Source organism: Pseudomonas sp. FBF18, assembly GCF_024261405.1.
In the GTDB taxonomy this organism is placed as follows: Bacteria; Pseudomonadota; Gammaproteobacteria; order Pseudomonadales; family Pseudomonadaceae; genus Aquipseudomonas; species Aquipseudomonas palmensis.
Window position 1 is genome coordinate 124309 of record NZ_QKRS01000010.1, and the last position, 17180, is coordinate 141488.

16 protein-coding genes are annotated in these 17180 nt (G+C 64.8%); 8 read left to right on the forward strand and 8 right to left on the reverse strand.

Going from position 1 to position 17180, the window contains the following annotated elements:
* Positions 1–108: 108 nt before the first annotated feature.
* Positions 109–1812 (forward strand): glutamine--tRNA ligase/YqeY domain fusion protein, encoded by a 1704-nt coding sequence (locus DN387_RS16980; RefSeq protein ID WP_043863060.1) that lies wholly within the window; start codon positions 109–111, stop codon positions 1810–1812.
* Between the two features lie 10 nt (positions 1813–1822).
* Positions 1823–3205: a cysteine--tRNA ligase gene (gene cysS, locus DN387_RS16985; RefSeq protein WP_054915699.1), complete on the forward strand. Its 1383-nt coding sequence runs from the start codon at positions 1823–1825 to the stop codon at positions 3203–3205.
* A 103-nt stretch (positions 3206–3308) separates the two neighbouring features.
* Here the strand turns inward: cysS and DN387_RS16990 are convergent, their stop codons facing one another.
* The 3 genes from DN387_RS16990 to DN387_RS17000 all read right to left on the reverse strand — a co-directional run bounded on the left by DN387_RS16990 (position 3309) and on the right by DN387_RS17000 (position 6545).
* Positions 3309–4697 carry a HAMP domain-containing sensor histidine kinase gene (locus tag DN387_RS16990; protein ID WP_054915700.1) on the reverse strand — a complete coding sequence of 463 codons (1389 nt, stop codon included), beginning with the start codon at positions 4695–4697 and terminating at the stop codon, positions 3309–3311.
* On the reverse strand, positions 4675–5355 hold the full coding sequence (locus tag DN387_RS16995) for a response regulator transcription factor (RefSeq protein WP_043863057.1): 681 nt from the start codon (positions 5353–5355) through the stop codon (positions 4675–4677). The genes DN387_RS16990 and DN387_RS16995 overlap by 23 nt, the downstream gene beginning before the upstream one ends.
* Positions 5356–5525: 170 nt before the next feature.
* Positions 5526–6545, reverse strand: coding sequence for a branched-chain amino acid aminotransferase (locus tag DN387_RS17000; protein WP_043863056.1), 1020 nt, complete (start codon positions 6543–6545; stop codon positions 5526–5528).
* A gap of 376 nt (positions 6546–6921) precedes the next feature.
* Between DN387_RS17000 and DN387_RS17005 the strand changes: the two genes are divergently transcribed.
* Positions 6922–7452, forward strand: a complete 531-nt coding sequence (locus DN387_RS17005; protein ID WP_043863055.1) for a cysteine hydrolase family protein — start codon at positions 6922–6924, stop codon at positions 7450–7452.
* On the opposite strand, the gene DN387_RS17010 is transcribed toward DN387_RS17005, so the two are convergent.
* The 5 genes from DN387_RS17010 to DN387_RS17030 form a co-directional block, all read right to left on the reverse strand.
* Complete coding sequence (locus tag DN387_RS17010; protein ID WP_082405759.1) at positions 7363–9036, reverse strand: ABC-F family ATP-binding cassette domain-containing protein; 1674 nt, start codon at positions 9034–9036, stop codon at positions 7363–7365. The genes DN387_RS17005 and DN387_RS17010 overlap by 90 nt on opposite strands.
* 165 nt (positions 9037–9201) lie before the next feature.
* The gene (locus tag DN387_RS17015) at positions 9202–10284 is read right to left on the reverse strand and encodes a hypothetical protein (RefSeq protein ID WP_054915701.1); all 1083 of its coding nucleotides are present in this window, start codon (positions 10282–10284) and stop codon (positions 9202–9204) included.
* A 151-nt stretch (positions 10285–10435) separates the two neighbouring features.
* A complete protein-coding gene (locus DN387_RS17020) occupies positions 10436–11281 on the reverse strand; it encodes a proline/glycine betaine ABC transporter permease (protein WP_043863053.1) in 846 nt (281 codons plus the stop codon).
* Entirely contained in the window at positions 11278–12288 is a 1011-nt protein-coding gene (locus DN387_RS17025) for an ABC transporter substrate-binding protein (protein WP_054915702.1), read from the reverse strand. Before DN387_RS17025 ends, DN387_RS17020 begins: the two co-directional genes overlap by 4 nt.
* A gap of 61 nt (positions 12289–12349) precedes the next feature.
* Complete coding sequence (locus tag DN387_RS17030; RefSeq protein ID WP_043863051.1) at positions 12350–12964, reverse strand: LysE family transporter; 615 nt, start codon at positions 12962–12964, stop codon at positions 12350–12352.
* A gap of 247 nt (positions 12965–13211) precedes the next feature.
* Here DN387_RS17030 and DN387_RS17035 point away from each other — a divergent pair, with 247 nt between their 5' ends.
* The 5 genes from DN387_RS17035 to DN387_RS17055 all read left to right on the forward strand — a co-directional run bounded on the left by DN387_RS17035 (position 13212) and on the right by DN387_RS17055 (position 17177).
* On the forward strand, positions 13212–14066 hold the full coding sequence (locus DN387_RS17035; RefSeq protein WP_054915703.1) for a hypothetical protein: 855 nt from the start codon (positions 13212–13214) through the stop codon (positions 14064–14066).
* 18 nt (positions 14067–14084) lie between these two features.
* A complete protein-coding gene (locus tag DN387_RS17040; RefSeq protein ID WP_054915704.1) occupies positions 14085–15431 on the forward strand; it encodes an endonuclease/exonuclease/phosphatase family protein in 1347 nt (448 codons plus the stop codon).
* Positions 15432–15553: 122 nt separating this feature from the next.
* On the forward strand, positions 15554–15778 hold the full coding sequence (locus DN387_RS17045) for an MbtH family protein (protein WP_043863048.1): 225 nt from the start codon (positions 15554–15556) through the stop codon (positions 15776–15778).
* A 10-nt stretch (positions 15779–15788) separates the two neighbouring features.
* Entirely contained in the window at positions 15789–16508 is a 720-nt protein-coding gene (locus DN387_RS17050; RefSeq protein WP_043863047.1) for a thioesterase II family protein, read from the forward strand.
* A 117-nt stretch (positions 16509–16625) separates the two neighbouring features.
* On the forward strand, positions 16626–17177 hold the full coding sequence (locus DN387_RS17055; RefSeq protein WP_043863046.1) for a hydrolase: 552 nt from the start codon (positions 16626–16628) through the stop codon (positions 17175–17177).
* Positions 17178–17180 lie beyond the last annotated feature (3 nt).

A 17180-nucleotide genomic window follows, 5' to 3' on the forward strand; every position in this document is an offset into this window, starting at 1 on the left:
CGCCAGTTTGTCGGCGCTGCCCTGTCGGCAGCTCGGGCGCTTGGGCTATGATAAGCGCTTTGATTCAGTCGGCCTACCCGGGCCGTGTACCGGTATTTCAAGGATCCTATGAGCAAGCCCACCGCTGACAACGCTCCCAACGCCGCTGCCAAAGGCGCGCCCGCCGTCCCTGTGAACTTCCTGCGTCCGATCGTGCAGGCCGACCTGGATTCGGGCAAGCACACCAGCATCGTCACCCGTTTCCCGCCGGAGCCCAACGGCTACCTGCACATTGGTCACGCCAAGTCGATCTGCGTGAACTTCGGCCTGGCCCAGGAATTCGGCGGTGCCTGTCACCTGCGCTTCGATGACACCAACCCGGCCAAAGAGGACCAGGAGTACATCGACGCCATCCAGCGTGACGTCAAGTGGCTGGGCTTCGAGTGGACCGGCCCGGTGCGCTATGCCTCGCAGTACTTCGAGCAGTTGCACGCGTGGGCGGTCGACCTGATCAAGTCGGGCAATGCCTATGTGTGCGACCTGACCCCGGAGCAGGCCCGCGAGTACCGCGGCAACCTGACCGAGCCGGGCAAGAACAGCCCGTTCCGCGAGCGCAGCGTCGAGGAAAACCTCGACCTGTTCGCGCGCATGAAGGCCGGCGAGTTCCAGGATGGCGAGCGCGTGCTGCGCGCCAAGATCGACATGGCCTCGCCGAACATGAACCTGCGCGACCCGATCCTGTACCGCATCCGCCATGCCCATCATCACCAGACCGGTGACACCTGGTGCATCTACCCGATCTACGACTTCACCCATGGCCAGTCGGACGCCATCGAGGGCATCACCCACTCGATCTGCACCCTGGAGTTCGAAAGCCATCGTCCGTTGTACGAGTGGTTCCTCGACCACCTGCCGGTGCCGTGCAAGCCGCGCCAGTACGAGTTCAGCCGCCTGAACCTGAACTACACCATCACCAGCAAGCGCAAGCTCAAGCAACTGGTGGACGAGCAGCACGTACAGGGCTGGGACGACCCGCGCATGTCCACGCTGTCGGGCTTCCGCCGTCGTGGCTACACCCCGGCGTCTATCCGCAATTTCTGCGAGATGGTCGGCACCAACCGTTCCGACGGCGTGGTCGACATGTCGATGCTCGAATTCAGCATCCGTGACGACCTGGACCGCACCGCGCCACGGGCCATGTGCGTACTGCGCCCGCTGAAGGTAGTCATCACCAACTACCCCGAAGGCCAGGTCGAGCAGCTCGAACTGCCGCGTCACCCCAAGGAAGACATGGGCGTGCGTGCACTGCCGTTCGCCCGCGAGATCTACATCGACCGCGACGACTTCATGGAAGAGCCGCCCAAGGGCTACAAGCGCCTGGAGCCGGCCGGTGAAGTGCGCCTGCGTGGCAGCTACGTGATCCGCGCCGACGAGGCGATCAAGGATGCCGAGGGCAACATCGTCGAGCTGCGCTGCTCGTACGACCCCGACACCCTGGGCAAGAACCCCGAGGGCCGCAAGGTCAAGGGTGTGATCCACTGGGTGCCGGCCGCGGCCAGCGTCGAGTGCGAAGTACGTCTGTATGACCGCCTGTTCCGTTCGGCCAACCCCGAGAAGACCGACGACGGCGGCAGCTTCCTTGACAACATCAATCCCGATTCGCTGCAGGTGCTGAGCGGTTGTCGTGCGGAACCTTCGCTGGGCCAGGCCCAGCCCGAAGACCGCTTCCAGTTCGAGCGCGAAGGCTACTTCTGCGTCGACCTGAAAGACTCCACGCCGGGTAAGCCGGTGTTCAACCGCACCGTGACCCTGCGCGATTCGTGGGGCAGCTAAGGAACTCTACGTGCTAAGCATCTACAACACCCTGAGCAAGACCAAGGAAGTTTTCGTTCCGCTCGATGGCAACAAGGTTCGCATGTACGTGTGCGGCATGACCGTGTACGACTTCTGCCACCTGGGCCATGGGCGCAGCATGGTCGCGTTCGACCTGGTCACGCGCTGGCTGCGCTACAGCGGCTACGACCTGACCTATGTGCGCAACATCACCGACATCGACGACAAGATCATCAACCGCGCCAACCAGAACGGCGAATCGTTCGAAGCGCTGACCGCGCGCATGATCGACGCGATGCACGAGGACGAGCGCCGTCTGAACATCCTGCCGCCGGACCAGGAGCCGCGTGCCACCGACCACATCGCCGGCATGCACGCGATGATCCAGACCCTGATCGACAAGGGTTATGCCTACGCGCCGGGCAATGGCGACGTGTACTACCGCGTCGGCAAGTTCGTCGGCTACGGCAAGCTGTCGCGCAAGAAGATCGAAGACCTGCGCATCGGTGCCCGCATCGAGGTCGACGAGGCCAAGCAGGACCCGCTCGACTTCGTGCTGTGGAAGGGCGTCAAGCCCGGCGAGCCGAGCTGGGAATCGCCGTGGGGCCCGGGCCGTCCGGGCTGGCACATCGAGTGCTCGGTGATGTCGACCTGCTGCCTGGGCGAGAGCTTCGACATTCATGGTGGCGGCAACGACCTGGAGTTCCCGCACCACGAGAACGAGATTGCCCAGAGCGAGGCGGCCACCGGCAAGCAGTACGCCAAGGCGTGGATGCATTGCGGCATGATCCGTATCAATGGCGAGAAGATGTCCAAGTCGTTGAACAACTTCTTCACCATTCGCGACGTGCTCGACAAGTATCACCCTGAGGTGGTGCGCTACCTGCTGGTGTCGAGCCACTACCGCAGCTCGATCAACTACTCCGAGGACAGCCTGCGCGAAGCCAAGGGCGCACTGGAGCGCTTCTACCATGCGCTGCGCGGCTTGCCGCGCGTGGCCGCGCAAGGTGGCGAGTCGTATGTCGAGCGTTTTGCCGCGGCCATGAACGACGACTTCGGCACGCCTGAAGCCTGTGCGGTGCTGTTCGACCTGGTGCGCGAGATCAATCGCGTGCGCGAGGCCGAGCCTGAGGTGGCCGCTGGCCTGGCGGGCCGTTTGCGCGAGCTGGCCGAGCTGCTGGGCGTGTTGCAGCTGGAGGCCGACGACTTCCTGCAGGCGGGCGCCGAAGGCAAGGTCGATGCGGCTGAAGTGGAGGCGTTGATCCAGGCGCGTCTGCAGGCACGTACCGACAAGAACTGGGCCGAATCGGACCGCATCCGCGACCAGCTGACCGCCATGGGCGTGGTGCTGGAAGACGGCAAGGGCGCAACGACCTGGCGCCTGGCTGACTGATCGCGCTGCCCTCATCGCGGGTCGAGCCCGCTCCCACAGTTTGATCACAGTGCTCTAGATCAGTGATCAACCTGTGGGAGCGGGCTCGACCCGCGATGAGGCCCTAACTGGCCACCTTCGGCCGACATTGCAACACCAGCCGCGCCCCGCCCAATTCGCTGTCTCCTACCTCCAGCTCAAACCCATGCAGGTCGACGATCGCTGCAACGATCGAAAGCCCCAGCCCGAACCCGTTGTGCCGATGACCTTCCTCGCTGCGGTAGAACCGCTTGAGCACGGCCTCGCGCTCGTCCGCCGGAATCCCCGGCCCGCTGTCCTCCACCTCGATCAGCACGCCCTGGGCGTCTTCACGGGCTCGCATCCGCACCTGACCACCGGCCGGGGTGAACTTGATGGCATTGCCCAGCAGGTTGGCCAGGGCCTCGAACAGCAGCTCGCGGTCGCCCTTGAGCGCCGGCAACTGGTCGGGCAGCACCAGGGTCAGGCGAATTTCGCCGTCCTCGGCCAGCGGCAGGTAGAAGTCATGCAGCTCTACCAGCAGGGCACGCGGGTCCAGCTCGACGAAGCCGGCACGGCGCTGGCGGTCTTCCAGTTCGCTGATGCGCAGCAACCCGCGAAAACGCGCCATCAGGGTGTCGGTTTCGCTGATGGCCTGGTCCATCTGGTCGGCCTGGATCGAGTCGTCGCCGACCTGCTGGCGGATCCGGTACAGCTGGGCCCGCAGGCGCGTCAGCGGGGTGCGCAGGTCGTGGGCAATGTTGTCGCACACGCCTTTGACCTCATGCATCAGCCGCTCGATGCGGTCGAGCATGGCGTTGACGATGGCTGCCAGCATGTCCAGTTCGTCACGGCGCGACGACAGCGGCAGACGGTGGGTGAGGTCGCCGGCCACGATCAGCTCGGCACTGGCCTGGATCGCCCTTATGCGCTTGAGCGGGCGGCGCCGCAGCAGGTACCAGCCGGCGATGCCGGGAATGATGGTCAGCGACAGCCCCCACAGCAACGCATGCAGAATGATCCGCGTGACCACGAACAGCGAACCGTTGTCGCGTACCAGCACCAGCCAGCGGCCATCGCGCACCTTGAGCGCCACGGCATCACAGCTGTCTTTTGGCATGCGCGGGTCGTCGGCGTCCAGGCAGCGGCTGAGCTCGTGGATCCTTCCATCCAGACCCAGCTCGGGCGGGATCTGGCGGATCTGCCCGCCCAGTGGGTTGAACTGCGCGTCGAACAGCCCGTAGGCATCGAAGCTGCGTTCGTCGAAGGCCTGGCTGGCGATCAGGGCGTCGTCGAGCTGCTTGCCGCTCATGTGTGCGAACAGATGCTGGCGCTGCAACAGGGAATGGCGGGTGAGCTTGTTCAGGTAGCCGGACACCTCGAAGTACAGCACCCCCATGAGGATGCTGCTCCAGGCCACGAACAGAAAGCTGTACAGCGCCAGCAGGCGGCTGGTGGACGAACTCCAGCCCTTAGACGGGTTCGGCAATGGCATAGCCGGAGCCCCGCACGGTGCGAATCAGCGGGGTTTGCCCGGCGGCGTCGATCTTCTTGCGCAGACGCCCGATGTGCACGTCGATCAGGTTGGTGCCGGGGTCGAAGTGGTACCCCCAGACTTCCTCGAAGATCATCATGCGGGTGATGACCTGGCCGGCGTGGCGCATCAGGAATTCCAGCAGCTTGTACTCGGTGGGCAGCAGGTTGAGGGTCTGCTCGCCGCGCCGGGCCTCGTGGCTTATCAGGTCCAGCTCCAGGTCGGCGACCTGCAGGCGGGTCTGGGCCATCGGCACGCTGTTGCGGCGCAGCAGCACTTCCACGCGCGCCGCCATCTCGTCGGAGGCAAACGGCTTGGTCAGGTAGTCGTCACCACCGGCGCGCAGGCCGCGCACGCGTTCGTCGACATCGGAGAGGGCGCTGATCATCAGGATCGGCGTGGCGATCTTGAGGTTGCGCAGGGTGGTGACGATTGTCAGGCCGTCGACTTCGGGCAGCATGCGGTCGAGGGTGATCAGGTCGTAGCCGCCGGCGATTGCCTTGGCCAGGCCTTCACGACCGTTGTCGGCCCAGTCGACCTCAAGGCCGTGGCTGGAGAGTTCGGCGACGATTTCCTGGCCGGTGACGGCATCGTCTTCGATAGTCAGTACGCGGGGCATGCTCTTACCTGGGCGGCGTGTGGAGACTCGATTGTGCCAAAGAATAGGCGGTGCCCGGGTTAAAGAAAAATTCATCTTGAAAAAGGGCTGCTGCGCAGCCAGTCACGGGTCGAGCCCGCTCCCACAGGGTTGCGATGAACCTGTGGGAGCGGGCTTGACCCGCGATGCATTCAGGCGACCTTGACGATCCAGCCCGCTGGCGCTTCGACGTCACCGCTCTGGATACCGGTCAGCTCGGCGTAGAGCTTCTGGGTCACCGGACCGACTTCGGTCTCGCTGTGGAACACGTGCAGCTTGCCGTTGTACTGGATGCCACCGATCGGGGTGATCACCGCAGCGGTGCCGCAGGCACCGGCTTCGATGAAGCGGTCCAGCTGGTTGATCAGCACGTCGCCCTCGATCACCTTCAGGCCCAGGCGCGATTCGGCCAGTTGCATCAGCGACAGGCGGGTGATGCCCGGCAGCACCGAGGCGGATTTCGGGGTCACGAACTCGTTGTTGGCGGTGATGCCGAAGAAGTTGGCCGAACCCACTTCCTCGATCTTGCTGTGGGTCAGCGGGTCGAGGTAGATGCAGTCGGCAAAGCCGGCCTTCTTGGCCTCATAGCCTGGTTGCAGGCTGGCTGCGTAGTTGCCACCGACCTTGGCGGCGCCGGTGCCCTGGGGCGCGGCACGGTCGAAATCGGAGATCAGGAACTTGTGCGGGGTCATGCCGCCCTTGAAGTACGAGCCAACCGGGATGGCGAAGATCGAGAAGATGAACTCCGGCGCGGTGCGTACGCCGATGTTGTCACCCACGCCGATCACGAACGGACGCAGGTACAGGGCACCCTTGCCGTGCGGCGGTACGAAGCGTTCGTTGGCCTGGACCACCTGCTTGCAGGCCTCGATGAACTGTTCGGTCGGCACCCGCGGCATCAGCAGGCGATCGCAGCTGCGCTGCATGCGCAGGGCGTTCTGGTCGGGGCGGAACAGGTTGATCGAGCCATCCTTGCAGCGGTAGGCCTTCATACCTTCGAAGCATTGCTGGCCGTAGTGCAGCGCGGTGGAGCCTTCGCTGATGTGCAGTACGTTGTCTTCGGTCAGGGTGCCCTTGTCCCACTCGCCATCACGGAAGTAGGAAAGGTAGCGCTTGTCGGTCTTGATGTAGTCAAAGCCCAGCTTGTCCCAGTTAATGCTCTCGTTACTCATGGCACCCTCGATCGGTTGGCAAATGCCTGTATGGTCAGGCCACGCATATTGCGCAAGCAGCCACGATAATACATCCCGTGCAGATCGGAAACGGGCAGATGCCGATTGCGCCGGTGCCCGGCCGCCAGCGCTTCAGGTCCGGCGTGACCGAGCGTGAGTCGTCGCGCCGCCATGGGCTTGACCGACGCAGGGCTCGTGGAGCATTGTGCGTGACATGAATATCGACCTGTTGACCTCGACCCGCACCACCACGACCGCCATCGGCGGGCGATGGGTGGCTGTGTAAAGCGAACGCAGCAGGTCACCCAAGGCCCCGCCAGCAATGGACGGGGCCTTTTGGTTGGCGCGTCCGGCTGGCATCTTAAGGAGAGACACCATGCCCGTACGGCGCGCGTTACTGATTCTGGATATGCAGGTCGGCCTGTTCCATGGACCCGAACAGCCCTGGCAGGGCGAGCGGATACTGGCCAACATCAACCGCCTGATCGGCACCGCACGGGCGGCCCGGGCGCCGATATTCGTCGCGCGCCACACCGGCCCGCAGGGTTCGCCGATCGAGGCCGGCAGCACACCCTGGCAACTGCTCCCGGCGCTGGAGGTAGACGAGCAATACGACCGCGTGTTCGACAAGTTCCGGCCCAGTGCCTTCTGGAACACGCCGCTGCGTGAGTGGCTGCAGCAGGCGGGCGTTGAAGAGCTGGTGGTGGTCGGCATGAAAACCCAGTACTGCGTCGATACCAATTGCCGCGTTGCTGCCGAGCTGGGCGTGCGCCCGGTACTGGTCAGCGACGCGCACACCTGCATGGATACCCCCGGCCTAGGCGCCGAGGCCATCGTCGCCCATCACAACCTCACCCTGGGCAGTGGCTTTGCCACCTTGTGCGTCACCGAAGCCGTGCAGTTCTGATTGCGGCATGCACAGCTGCCCCTGCAACTGCAGGTGTTGCAGGAACACCAGGTCATGGGACGCCACCAGCAGGGTCCCCTGATACTGGCAGAGCATCTGTTCCAGGGCCTGCAACGATGGCAGGTCGAGGTGGTTGCTGGGTTCGTCGAGCAACAGCAGTTGCGCTGGCTGGTCGCTGTAGAGTACCGCGGCCAGCGCTGCCTTGAGCCGTTCGCCGCCACTGAGCAGGCCGCTGGGCAGGGTGATGCGGTCTGCATCCAGGCCCAGTTGTGCCAATCGGGTGCGCACGCTGCTCTGGTCGAGTTCACGGCACGCCTCGCGCACATGCTCCAGCACGCATACGCTCGGGTCGAGCAGGCTGCACTGCTGGTCCAGGTACGCCACGCTGGCGCGGGTCTCGCATTCACCCTTTCTAGGCGGCAGTTGCCCGGCCAGCACCTTGAGCAACGTGGATTTGCCGCTGCCGTTGGCGCCGGTGAGGGCAAGGCGCTGGCCGACGTACAGCACCAGGTCGAGCGCGTGCGGATGCTCGATGTGGGGTAGCTCAAGGTCACGCAGCCAGGCGATCTGGCTGCCTGGCGGCAACTGACGTGCCGGCGCGTGCAGTACCACCGGCTGCTGTGGGTCCAGGCGTTGAGCGGCTTCACGCACCTGGGCGTCCATGGCCTGGCGCGTGGCCAGGTGGTTGCGCTGCTGCCTGCCTGCGGTGGCCTCGCTGCGTTGCTGTTGACGGTCGAGCAGGATCTTCGCCTGGTTGCTGTGCCTGGCCTCGTGGCCGACCCTGGCCTGGTGGCGTTCGAGGCGCTCGTGTTGACGCTGCAGGTCGCGGGCCTGGCGCTGGCGTTCGAGCTTCAGACGCTCGAGATTGCGCTCGGCCAGTTCGGTGTCGCGGGCCTTGCAAGCGGTGAATGCGCTGTAGTCGCCCCCGTAGCTGTGCAGGCCCGAGGGCGACAGCTCGACGATGCGCTGCATGCTGGCGAGCAGCATGCGGTCGTGGCTGATGACCAGCAGCCCCTTGTTCCAGCGTTCGAGCATGATCATCAGCGCGGCGCGGCTGGGGGCGTCCAGGTGGTTGGTGGGCTCGTCGAGAATCAGGTAGTCGGCGTCGCCGAGAAACGCACCCAGCAGTGCCACGCGCATGGCCTGGCCGCCGCTCAGCGTTTCGGCGGGGCGATCCCAGCGCAGCATGCCGAGCTGCTCGCGGGCCAGGTGGCTGTGCAGTTGCTCGCGTATGTTCCAGCGTTCGCCGACAGTCTCGAAGTCGCTCGCGGCGGTACTGCCAGCCTCGATGCGTTGGAGCGCTTCTATCACCTGGCGTACCTGGGCCAGGTCGGCGACCGTGGTGCGGGAGGTGATCGGCTGTTGAGCGAGGTAGTGCACGCGCCCCTGGCGCAGGCAGCGGCCATCGCTGGGCTCGAGCTGACCGGCCATCAGGCGTGCGAGTATGGATTTGCCCACGCCGTTGCGCCCCACCAGGCCGGTGCGGCGCTGGTCGAAACGTTCGGTGAGGGTGGAAAACAGCAGCCTGCCGTCTGGCAGTGCATAGGTGACGCTGTCCAGCGTCAGGGATGACGTGTTCGTCATGCGAACCTCCAAGGATGCCTGGTGCTTCCCCCGGTGAAGGGGCTGAAGACGGGCCGTCTGAAACGACGGTGGCATCAATGGCGCATTGGACGAATACCTCGGGATGCGGGAAAAGGCCTGTAGTCTAAGGGGATAGCGGCAGTCGGTAAAGGCCCTCCAGTGCCATTACCGGTCGAGTTTTTCATAGCCTATCGCGCCCGAGACGGGTTGTGCCCGGCTGATATCGAAGGCGTGTTCGAGTAGCGGCCTGGCTTGCTCCCATTGCGCGGCGCCCGTACCGTCGCGCCCTGTTACCGAGAGTGCGATCAGCTGTGCACTGAGATGCTTCAGATCAAGTGGCTGGGCGTCATTGGCCGTTTCCGGCAGCCTGTCTGCCACCTTGTGGCGGCTCGAGTCCTGTTTGGCATAGTTGCCGAACTGTTCGACGCCCTGCACCCCTGCCAGCCGAGAGACGTGCTCATCATGCAGGGGGAAGCGCCGTACATGGCTGTCGGAGAAGGAGTCCTGCAGCAGGTGCAGCAACGAGCCCAACGCCAGGTTCTGGATGGTGCTGGCAGCATGCTCATTGTGCGAATCGTCACAGCGCGACTCTGTCCAGCCGTGTCCTCGCAGCATTGCCTTGAGTGCGGGCATACGCGTGCAGTTCCTGCTGAAAAGGTCTTCGGGCTGCCATAGCAGCCGTCGGGTGTTGCTGTGGGTGAGCGACTGGCTGAACTGCTCGCCACCTTCGGGGCTCATCAGTTGCGGCACGCTGCGAAAGTAGCGGTTCTTGGGGATTTCTCCGGTGGAAACACGGAATGTGAATTCGGCCCACATCATGATTCTGGCGCGTGTTTGTGTCGTGGTTTCCAGAGCGCTTGAGGCCATGGCGTGAAGGTACTGCATGTCGCCGCAGTGGGTGCGATACATGAGGTCCCAGGTGGGATTGATCTGTGTTGAACGCTTGCACGAGTCTTTGAACGACAGGAAGAAATCCACTGGTACACCCGTCTTCATGAAACCCAGCGGATCATCGTTCCAGCGTGCGCCCGCGATGAGGCTTTCGATGAAGTTCTGATCCGCTTTAAGGGCATCGGGAATCGCTGCCTGCCTGATCGATGCCAGGGTCAGGTTTTCGTGTACCGCCTCGCTGAAGACACGAGTGTAGGCACCATTGTTCACCTTGCCGTAGGGTGACAGTTGGAAAGCGCTGGCCGATGCACTGACCAGGCACAGTGTTGCGGCGGACAGGATACGGTAGGCTCGCACGCTCGAACTCCCTTTCAGTGTGCCGGCAGGCTTTTGAGCAGCGTAGACGAGTTGCGTTTAGTGCGCGCGGGCTGAACGGCCCCTTTGGTCTATCCGGCAACGAGTACTTTGAAAGGGCGGTGCAGGTCAACGCTGTTGCACCAGGAAGGCTTCACCGCGGCTTGCCATACGCCTGGGTGATGCGGTCGATCACGATCGCCAGCGCAACGATGGCCAGCCCGGCCTCGACCCCCTTGCCCACGTTCAGTGTCTGGATGCCGGCCAGCACGTCCTCACCCAGGCCGCGCGCGCCGATCATCGAGGCCACCACCACCATCGACAGCGCCATCATCACCGACTGGTTCAGGCCGGCCAGGATGCTCGGCAGCGCCAACGGCAACGCCACCCGGCGCAAGCGCTGCCAGCGGTTGGCGCCCAGCCCCTGGGCGGCCTGGGTCAGTGACGGGTCCACCTGCGACAGGCCCAGTTCGGTGAGGCGTACCAGCGGCGGCAGGGCATACACCAGGGTGGCGAAGATCGCCGGCACCTTGCCCAGCCCGAACAGCATCAGCACCGGGATCAGGTACACGAAACTGGGCAGGGTCTGCATCACGTCCAGCACCGGCATCAGCAACCGGCGCGCCAGTGGCCGGCTGGCCAGCAAGATGCCGAACGGGATGCCGATCAGGAGGCACAGGCCGGTACTCACCAGCACCAGCGCGCAGGTCTGCAGCAGCTTGTCCCACAGGCCGACCACCCCGATCAGAAACAGCAGGCCGCTCAGCAGCAGCGCCCGCCGCACACTGCGTGTGGCGTGCCAGGTCAGCAGTGCCACCAGCGCCAGCAGCAACCACCACGGCGTGGCGCGCAGCAGGTTTTCCAACCCTACCAGCAGTTGCAGCAGGCCGTCCGAGACCGCCCGAAGCTGGTCGCCGTAGGCCAGCACCAGCCAGTCGACGAAGCGATTGACGCTGTCTGCGAACGAAACGTGCAGCGCCTCGGGAAAGCCCGTACTCACAGGGCCGACTCGACCCTGGTCGCCACCTCGGCGGGCAGCCAGGCCTTCCAGATGCTCGGGTTCGCCTTGAGAAAGGCCTGCGCTGCAGCGTCCGGCGCCTGGCGCTGCTCGCTCATCGTTGCCAGGGCGCTGTTGAGGGTGGCGATCGGCAGATCGACCTTGGCGAAGAATGCCACCAGCTCCGGGTACTGCTCGCGAAACGGCGCCGATACGCCGATCGACAGCCTGGCTGGCAGCGAGCGTGTGCCTTTGGGCTCGGGGTTGCCGGGGTCGGTGAGGGTGGCCCAGGCCTGGGCGTCGAATGGCGGCTCTTCAAGGCGCACCAGCTCGTAGCGGCCCATCAGCGGGGTGGGCGACCAGTAGTAGAACAGCACCGGCTTGCCACGGCGGATGGCGGAGGTGATTTCGGCGTCCAGCGCCGCGCCCGAGCCGCTGCGAAAGTTCACGTACTGCCCGTCCAGCCCGTAGGCCTTGAGCTTCTGGCTGTTGACGGTCTCGGAGGTCCAGCCGCTGGGGCTGTTGAGAAAGCGGCCCTTGTCGGGTGACTCGGGGTCCTTGAACAGTGGGGCATGGCGCTTGAGGTCCTGGACGGAACGCAAGTCCGGGGCCAGTGCCTTGAGGCCGCGCTGTTCATCGCCCTTGATCACGTAGGCGGGCACGTACCAGCCTTCGTCGGCGCCCTTGACCGTGTCCCCGATGCTGAACACCTGGCCGGCCTGCTCGGCCCTGGTCCAGGCCGGGCTGCGGCCAGCCCACTCCTCGGCGATCACCTGGATGTCGTTGCGCGCCAGCGCCACCTCCATGCTCACGGTGCTGCCGGGCAGGGTGTCGGTGGGGTAGCCGTAGCCTTTCTCGACGATAAAGCGCAGCAGTTGCGTGGTCAGGCTGCCGCTTTCCCAGGTGATGTCGCCAAAGTGGATGGGGGCCGCAGCGGGCGCCGCCAGGCTCTGGGAGGCTAGGCCCAGTGCCAGCAGGGCGCCGCCGATCAATTGTGTCAGTCGCTTCATGTCGTCTCACTTGCCGCGCCGCTTCAAGGTCAGGCAAGTGTAGTAGACCCGCGCCAGGGGTTTAGCGCAGTACCGCCAACTTGATGCTGAAGCCCACCAGGCACATGCCGGCCAGGCGTTCGAGCAGGTTCGAGACCTTGGGGTTGGCGCGCAGGCGGGCGGCCAGGTTGTGGGTCAGCAGCACGGCCACCAGGCCATACAGGAAGGTCAGCACCGCAATGGTCACCGCCATGAAGCCGAACGTCACGAAGCCCTGATGCCGGACCGGGTCGACGAACAGCGGAAAGAACGCCATGTAGAACATGATCGCCTTGGGGTTGAGCAGGGTGATCATCATGGTCTGGCGCAGGTAGTGCTTGGACTTCATCGGCCGTACCGGCGTGCTGCCGGGTTTGGCCAGGGCCATGCGCAGGCCCAGGTAGGCCAGGTACGCTGCACCCAGCCATTGCACGGTATGGAACGCTGCCGGGTAGGTGGTGAGCAGCGCTGCCACACCGGCCACGGCCAGCCACAACAGCACCTGGTCACCCAGGATGACGCCGAAGGTGGCGCCCAGGCCGCCTTTGATGCCGCCCTTGCCGGTGGCAGTGATCAGCGCGAAATTGCCCGGCCCCGGGATCGCCAGCAGCACCAGGAAGGCAATCACGAAGGCACCGTAGTCCGTTACGCCAAGCATGGGGAAACTCCGTGTTACCTATCAGGATTCGAGTGCATACGATACGCCTGCGCTGCGCCGGTGCGAACCCCGTGTTGTGCATCTGGCCCGAACAATCGCACAGCGATGTGCGCCTGCTGCCAGCCCGGCAGGTCACACCCGGGCCCGTGCAACTTCCGGTTTCTCACGTACACGCTGGGCTTTGCCCGGCTGATCCGGCCGGGCTGCGCTGTTCTACTGGGGGCTCTTTGTACCTCTGGAGCAGGCGATGCAACTTTGTTACGCAGCCAACGTGCACGGCATCTTCAACCGTGCTTTCCCTACCGAGTCGCAGCCTGTGGCTGGCGGTTGCCGGGTAGTCGTACACCGGGGCGTGCTCTATTGCGCCTACAACGCCGACGGCAACGTGGCCGAATTCGTCGCGAAAGTGAGTGGCATCGACGTATGGACGACGCCGACGGTGCTGCCACTGATGGTGACCCCGAGCAGGTCACTGGCGCTTTTTGTGTTCAAGGACAAGGTCCATGCGTTTCGAAGCGATGACCAGGGTGAATACACCCTGGCCTCCTACAACGACACGCTCATGGGGTTCGAGCCCATGACGTTGAGTCAGCCCATGCACGGCTCGCCGTCGCTGGTGGAGTTTCAAGGGCGGTTGCACGCCTTCTATCGGCACGGCCACACGAGGCAGATCGAGTGCCTGAGCAGTGAAGACCTGGAAAACTGGGGCAATGGCCCGGTGCTCAGGGCCAGGGGGGTAGCGGTGACCACCCCCGACGACCCGATCGCCATTGTCTACCAGGGCCTGATCCACCTGTTCTACAAGGATGGCGATGGTCGGACCCTGTTGGTGAAGTACGACGGCAAGCAGGCCTGGACCGAGCCACGGGTGTTCATCGAGCAGGCCTACCCGTTCATGCCGGGTGTGACGGTTCACGCGGGGCTGCTCAAACTCGCCTTCACCCGCAGCATTGCCAATGCCAACGGTCGCGCGCTCTATCAATACGCCTATGACGGCAATGCCCTCAGCCCGGCAACGGTCAGCAGCAACCTGGCCGCTACCGAGCGGGTGGGGCTGGGCGTGCTCGATGGCGAGCTGTTTGCGCTGTTCCAGAAGGCCTGACCCGGTGGAGGTGTTCCCATGCCCGTTGACCGTGTCATTGGCCTGTACATCGACAACAACCTGGTGCCCGACATGCCGGCCGTTGCGTTCGAAGAGCAGGTCGACGTGGTGTTCATGGACGCGGTGGCGCTGCTCGCCGCCGCCAGGCCCCGGGACTGCGTGCATACCCTGGTCTACCTGAACTACATCGTTTCGGCACGCCTGATACGCAGCAGCAACCATGAGGCACAGGCCGGCTATGGGGCATGCATGACCACCCTGTTGCGCCGCTGGTACAGCGACACCACGGTGCTGCAGCATCTGCAGGCCTCGCCAGGGCTGTATCGTCATGGCGTGATGATCGGGCTCTACCGTGTGCACCATGCCCTGGTCATGAATGGCCTAAGGAGCGTACAGGGGCCACACCTGCTGGATCCTGGCGACCCCTTGCGCATGCTCCAGCACGGGGTCATGGCCATCTTCGGCCCGTGGCATGCGCACATTCGCCTGCATGGGCGCATTCGTGATTACTACCACAGCCGATTGAACACTGCAGGGCCCTCGGCACAGATCGAAATAGGTCGCAGCGCGCGCACTGAGGTGCCGATACGGGTGGCCACCTGGAACCTGCAGGGCGCATCGGTCAGCACCGAGAGCAAATGGTTGACCGGGGTCCTGCCGCTGCTGCGCAGCAACGATGTGGTGGTTCTGCAGGAGGTCGGCGTTGCCCCGCATTCTGCGGTGTTCAGCCGCACCGAACGGGTGGCCGACCAGTTCGGCAGTCACCACGACATCCATGTCTACAGCTGGCAGGCCGGCACCCGCAGCCGGCCCGAGCGCTACCTGATCTACTTCCTCGATGTGCAGCGGTTGCGGGTGAACCTGGCGATCGTGATGCCTGACCCCGGCGAGTTCATGGTCAGCCAACTGGCCATCATCTCGGACGGGCAATTGCCGGTGGCGGGCCCGCCCCTTTACCGCCCGGCCATGGGGGTGCGTGTGAGGCGACGAGCGCTGGCGGGCAACACGCCGGAGCTGGCGATCTTCAACCTGCATGCCATTTCCGGCGGGGGCGTCAACGCCGCGCGCATGTTGAGGGAGATCAGCTGGCACACCGATACGCCGTTCGCGCTGCTGGGGGATTTCAACCGCGATCCGCGACCGACCACTCCCCCGGTGCCGACGCGTGGCAACTGGGTGTCGCCCGAAGACATCGCCCGTATCGAGCTGGCGGGCGGCAGTACCCACCCCAGCGTGGCGCCGAGCAACATGCTGGACTATGCGGTGACCAATGGCACCTCGCAGGTGCCGGCGCCGGGGAATGTCTCTGCGCCGGGGGCATCGGACCACCGCTCGGTGCATTACAACCTGACCTTCAACTGCTAGCGCCGGCAGGTGCCGCGGGATTTTCCCAGCGTCGCTAATTTATCCGCACGCCGCTTCGTCTCCTCCAGTAGCGCCCGTACGCCTCCCGCGCCACGAGCCTCATTCAACCAAGGAGACAGGCAATGACTTCCGTATTCGATCGCGACGATATCGTGTTCCAGGTTGTGGTCAACCACGAGGAACAGTACTCCATCTGGCCGGACTACAAGGCTATCCCCAACGGCTGGCGCACCGTCGGCAAGAGCGGTTTGAAGGCTGAGTGCCTGGCGTACATCGATGAGGTATGGACCGACATGCGCCCGCTGAGCCTGCGCCAGAAGATGGCCGAAACCGCTGCGGCGCAGTGAGGGGCGGCACGTGTCGTCACTGACCCTGTTGTGCCTGCCGTACTCGGGTGCCAGCGCCATGGTCTTCAGCCGCTGGCGGCGCAAGGTGCCCGCCTGGTTGAACGTGCGCCCGGTGGAGCTGCCAGGGCGGGGTGCACGCCTTGGCGAGCCGTTGTACACCGACATGCAGGCCCTGGCCCGGCAACTGGCCGCCGAACAGAGCCTTGTCGCCCACCAGCCCTACGCGGTGCTGGGGCACAGCCTGGGGGCGCTGCTGGCGTTCGAGCTGGTGCACGAGCTGCAGGCGCTGGGCTGCCCGCCGCCGGTGGCATTGTTTGCCAGCGGTACGGCGGCGCCGACCCGTCGAGAAGGCTACGACGATGAAAGCTGGCGCGAACCCAAGAGCGACCCGCAACTGATCGAAGAGTTGCGCACCCTGGGCGGTACTTCGGAGGAAGTGCTGGGCAACGAGGAACTGATGAGCCTGACCCTGCCGGTGTTGCGCGCAGACTTTCTGTTGTGCGGACGCTACGCCTATCGGCAGCGCCCGGCACTGCGTTGCCCGCTGCATGTGCTGGGGGGCGAGGAGGATCGCGCGACCCAGGAACAGTTGCTGGCCTGGCGTCAGGAGAGCCAGGGTGATTTCTCGCTGGCGCTCTTCCCCGGCGGGCACTTCTTCATCCATGAGCATGAAGAGCAGGTGCTGGGCGTGCTCAGCCAGGCCCTGGAGCCGCACCGCCTGACCGCATGAGCCTCGCGTGGTAGCATCCGACCGGGCCCGGGCAGCCATCGCGCTGCCCGGGTTTCTGTCCGCAAGCCGCCTGGCGGTGACACCCATCGCCCCGGCGCCCGCCATGGAGCGCACGCAATGCTGATCGACCCTACCCAGGCCACGCTGCTGGTCATCGACGTTCAGGAAAAACTCATCGGCGCGGTCAGCGACCCTGCCGGCACGCTGGCCCGCACCCGCTGGTTGCTGGCGGCGACGGCCGAACTGGGGTTGCCCACGGTGATTTCCGAACAGTATCCCAAGGGCCTCGGGCACACCGTCGGTGCGCTGCTCGAGGCGGCGCCCGCTGCCGAGGTGGTGGAAAAGGTGCACTTTTCCTGCGTGGCTGCCGACTGCCTGCCCGCCAGCCTGCTGGCCCGCCACCAGGTGATTGTGTGCGGCATGGAAACCCACGTGTGCGTGCTGCAGACGGTGCTCGGGCTGCTGGCGCTGGGCAGGCAGGTGTTCGTGGTGGAGGACGCCTGCGACAGCCGCAGCCTGCTCAGCAAGAGCGCCGGCCTGCAGCGCATGCGTGATGCCGGCGCGCAGATCGTGACTCGCGAGATGGTGCTGTTCGAGCTGCTGGGCAGCGCCGGCCACGAGAAATTTCGCCACATCAGCAAGACCTTCCTGGTCGGCGAGCAACCTTGAGGG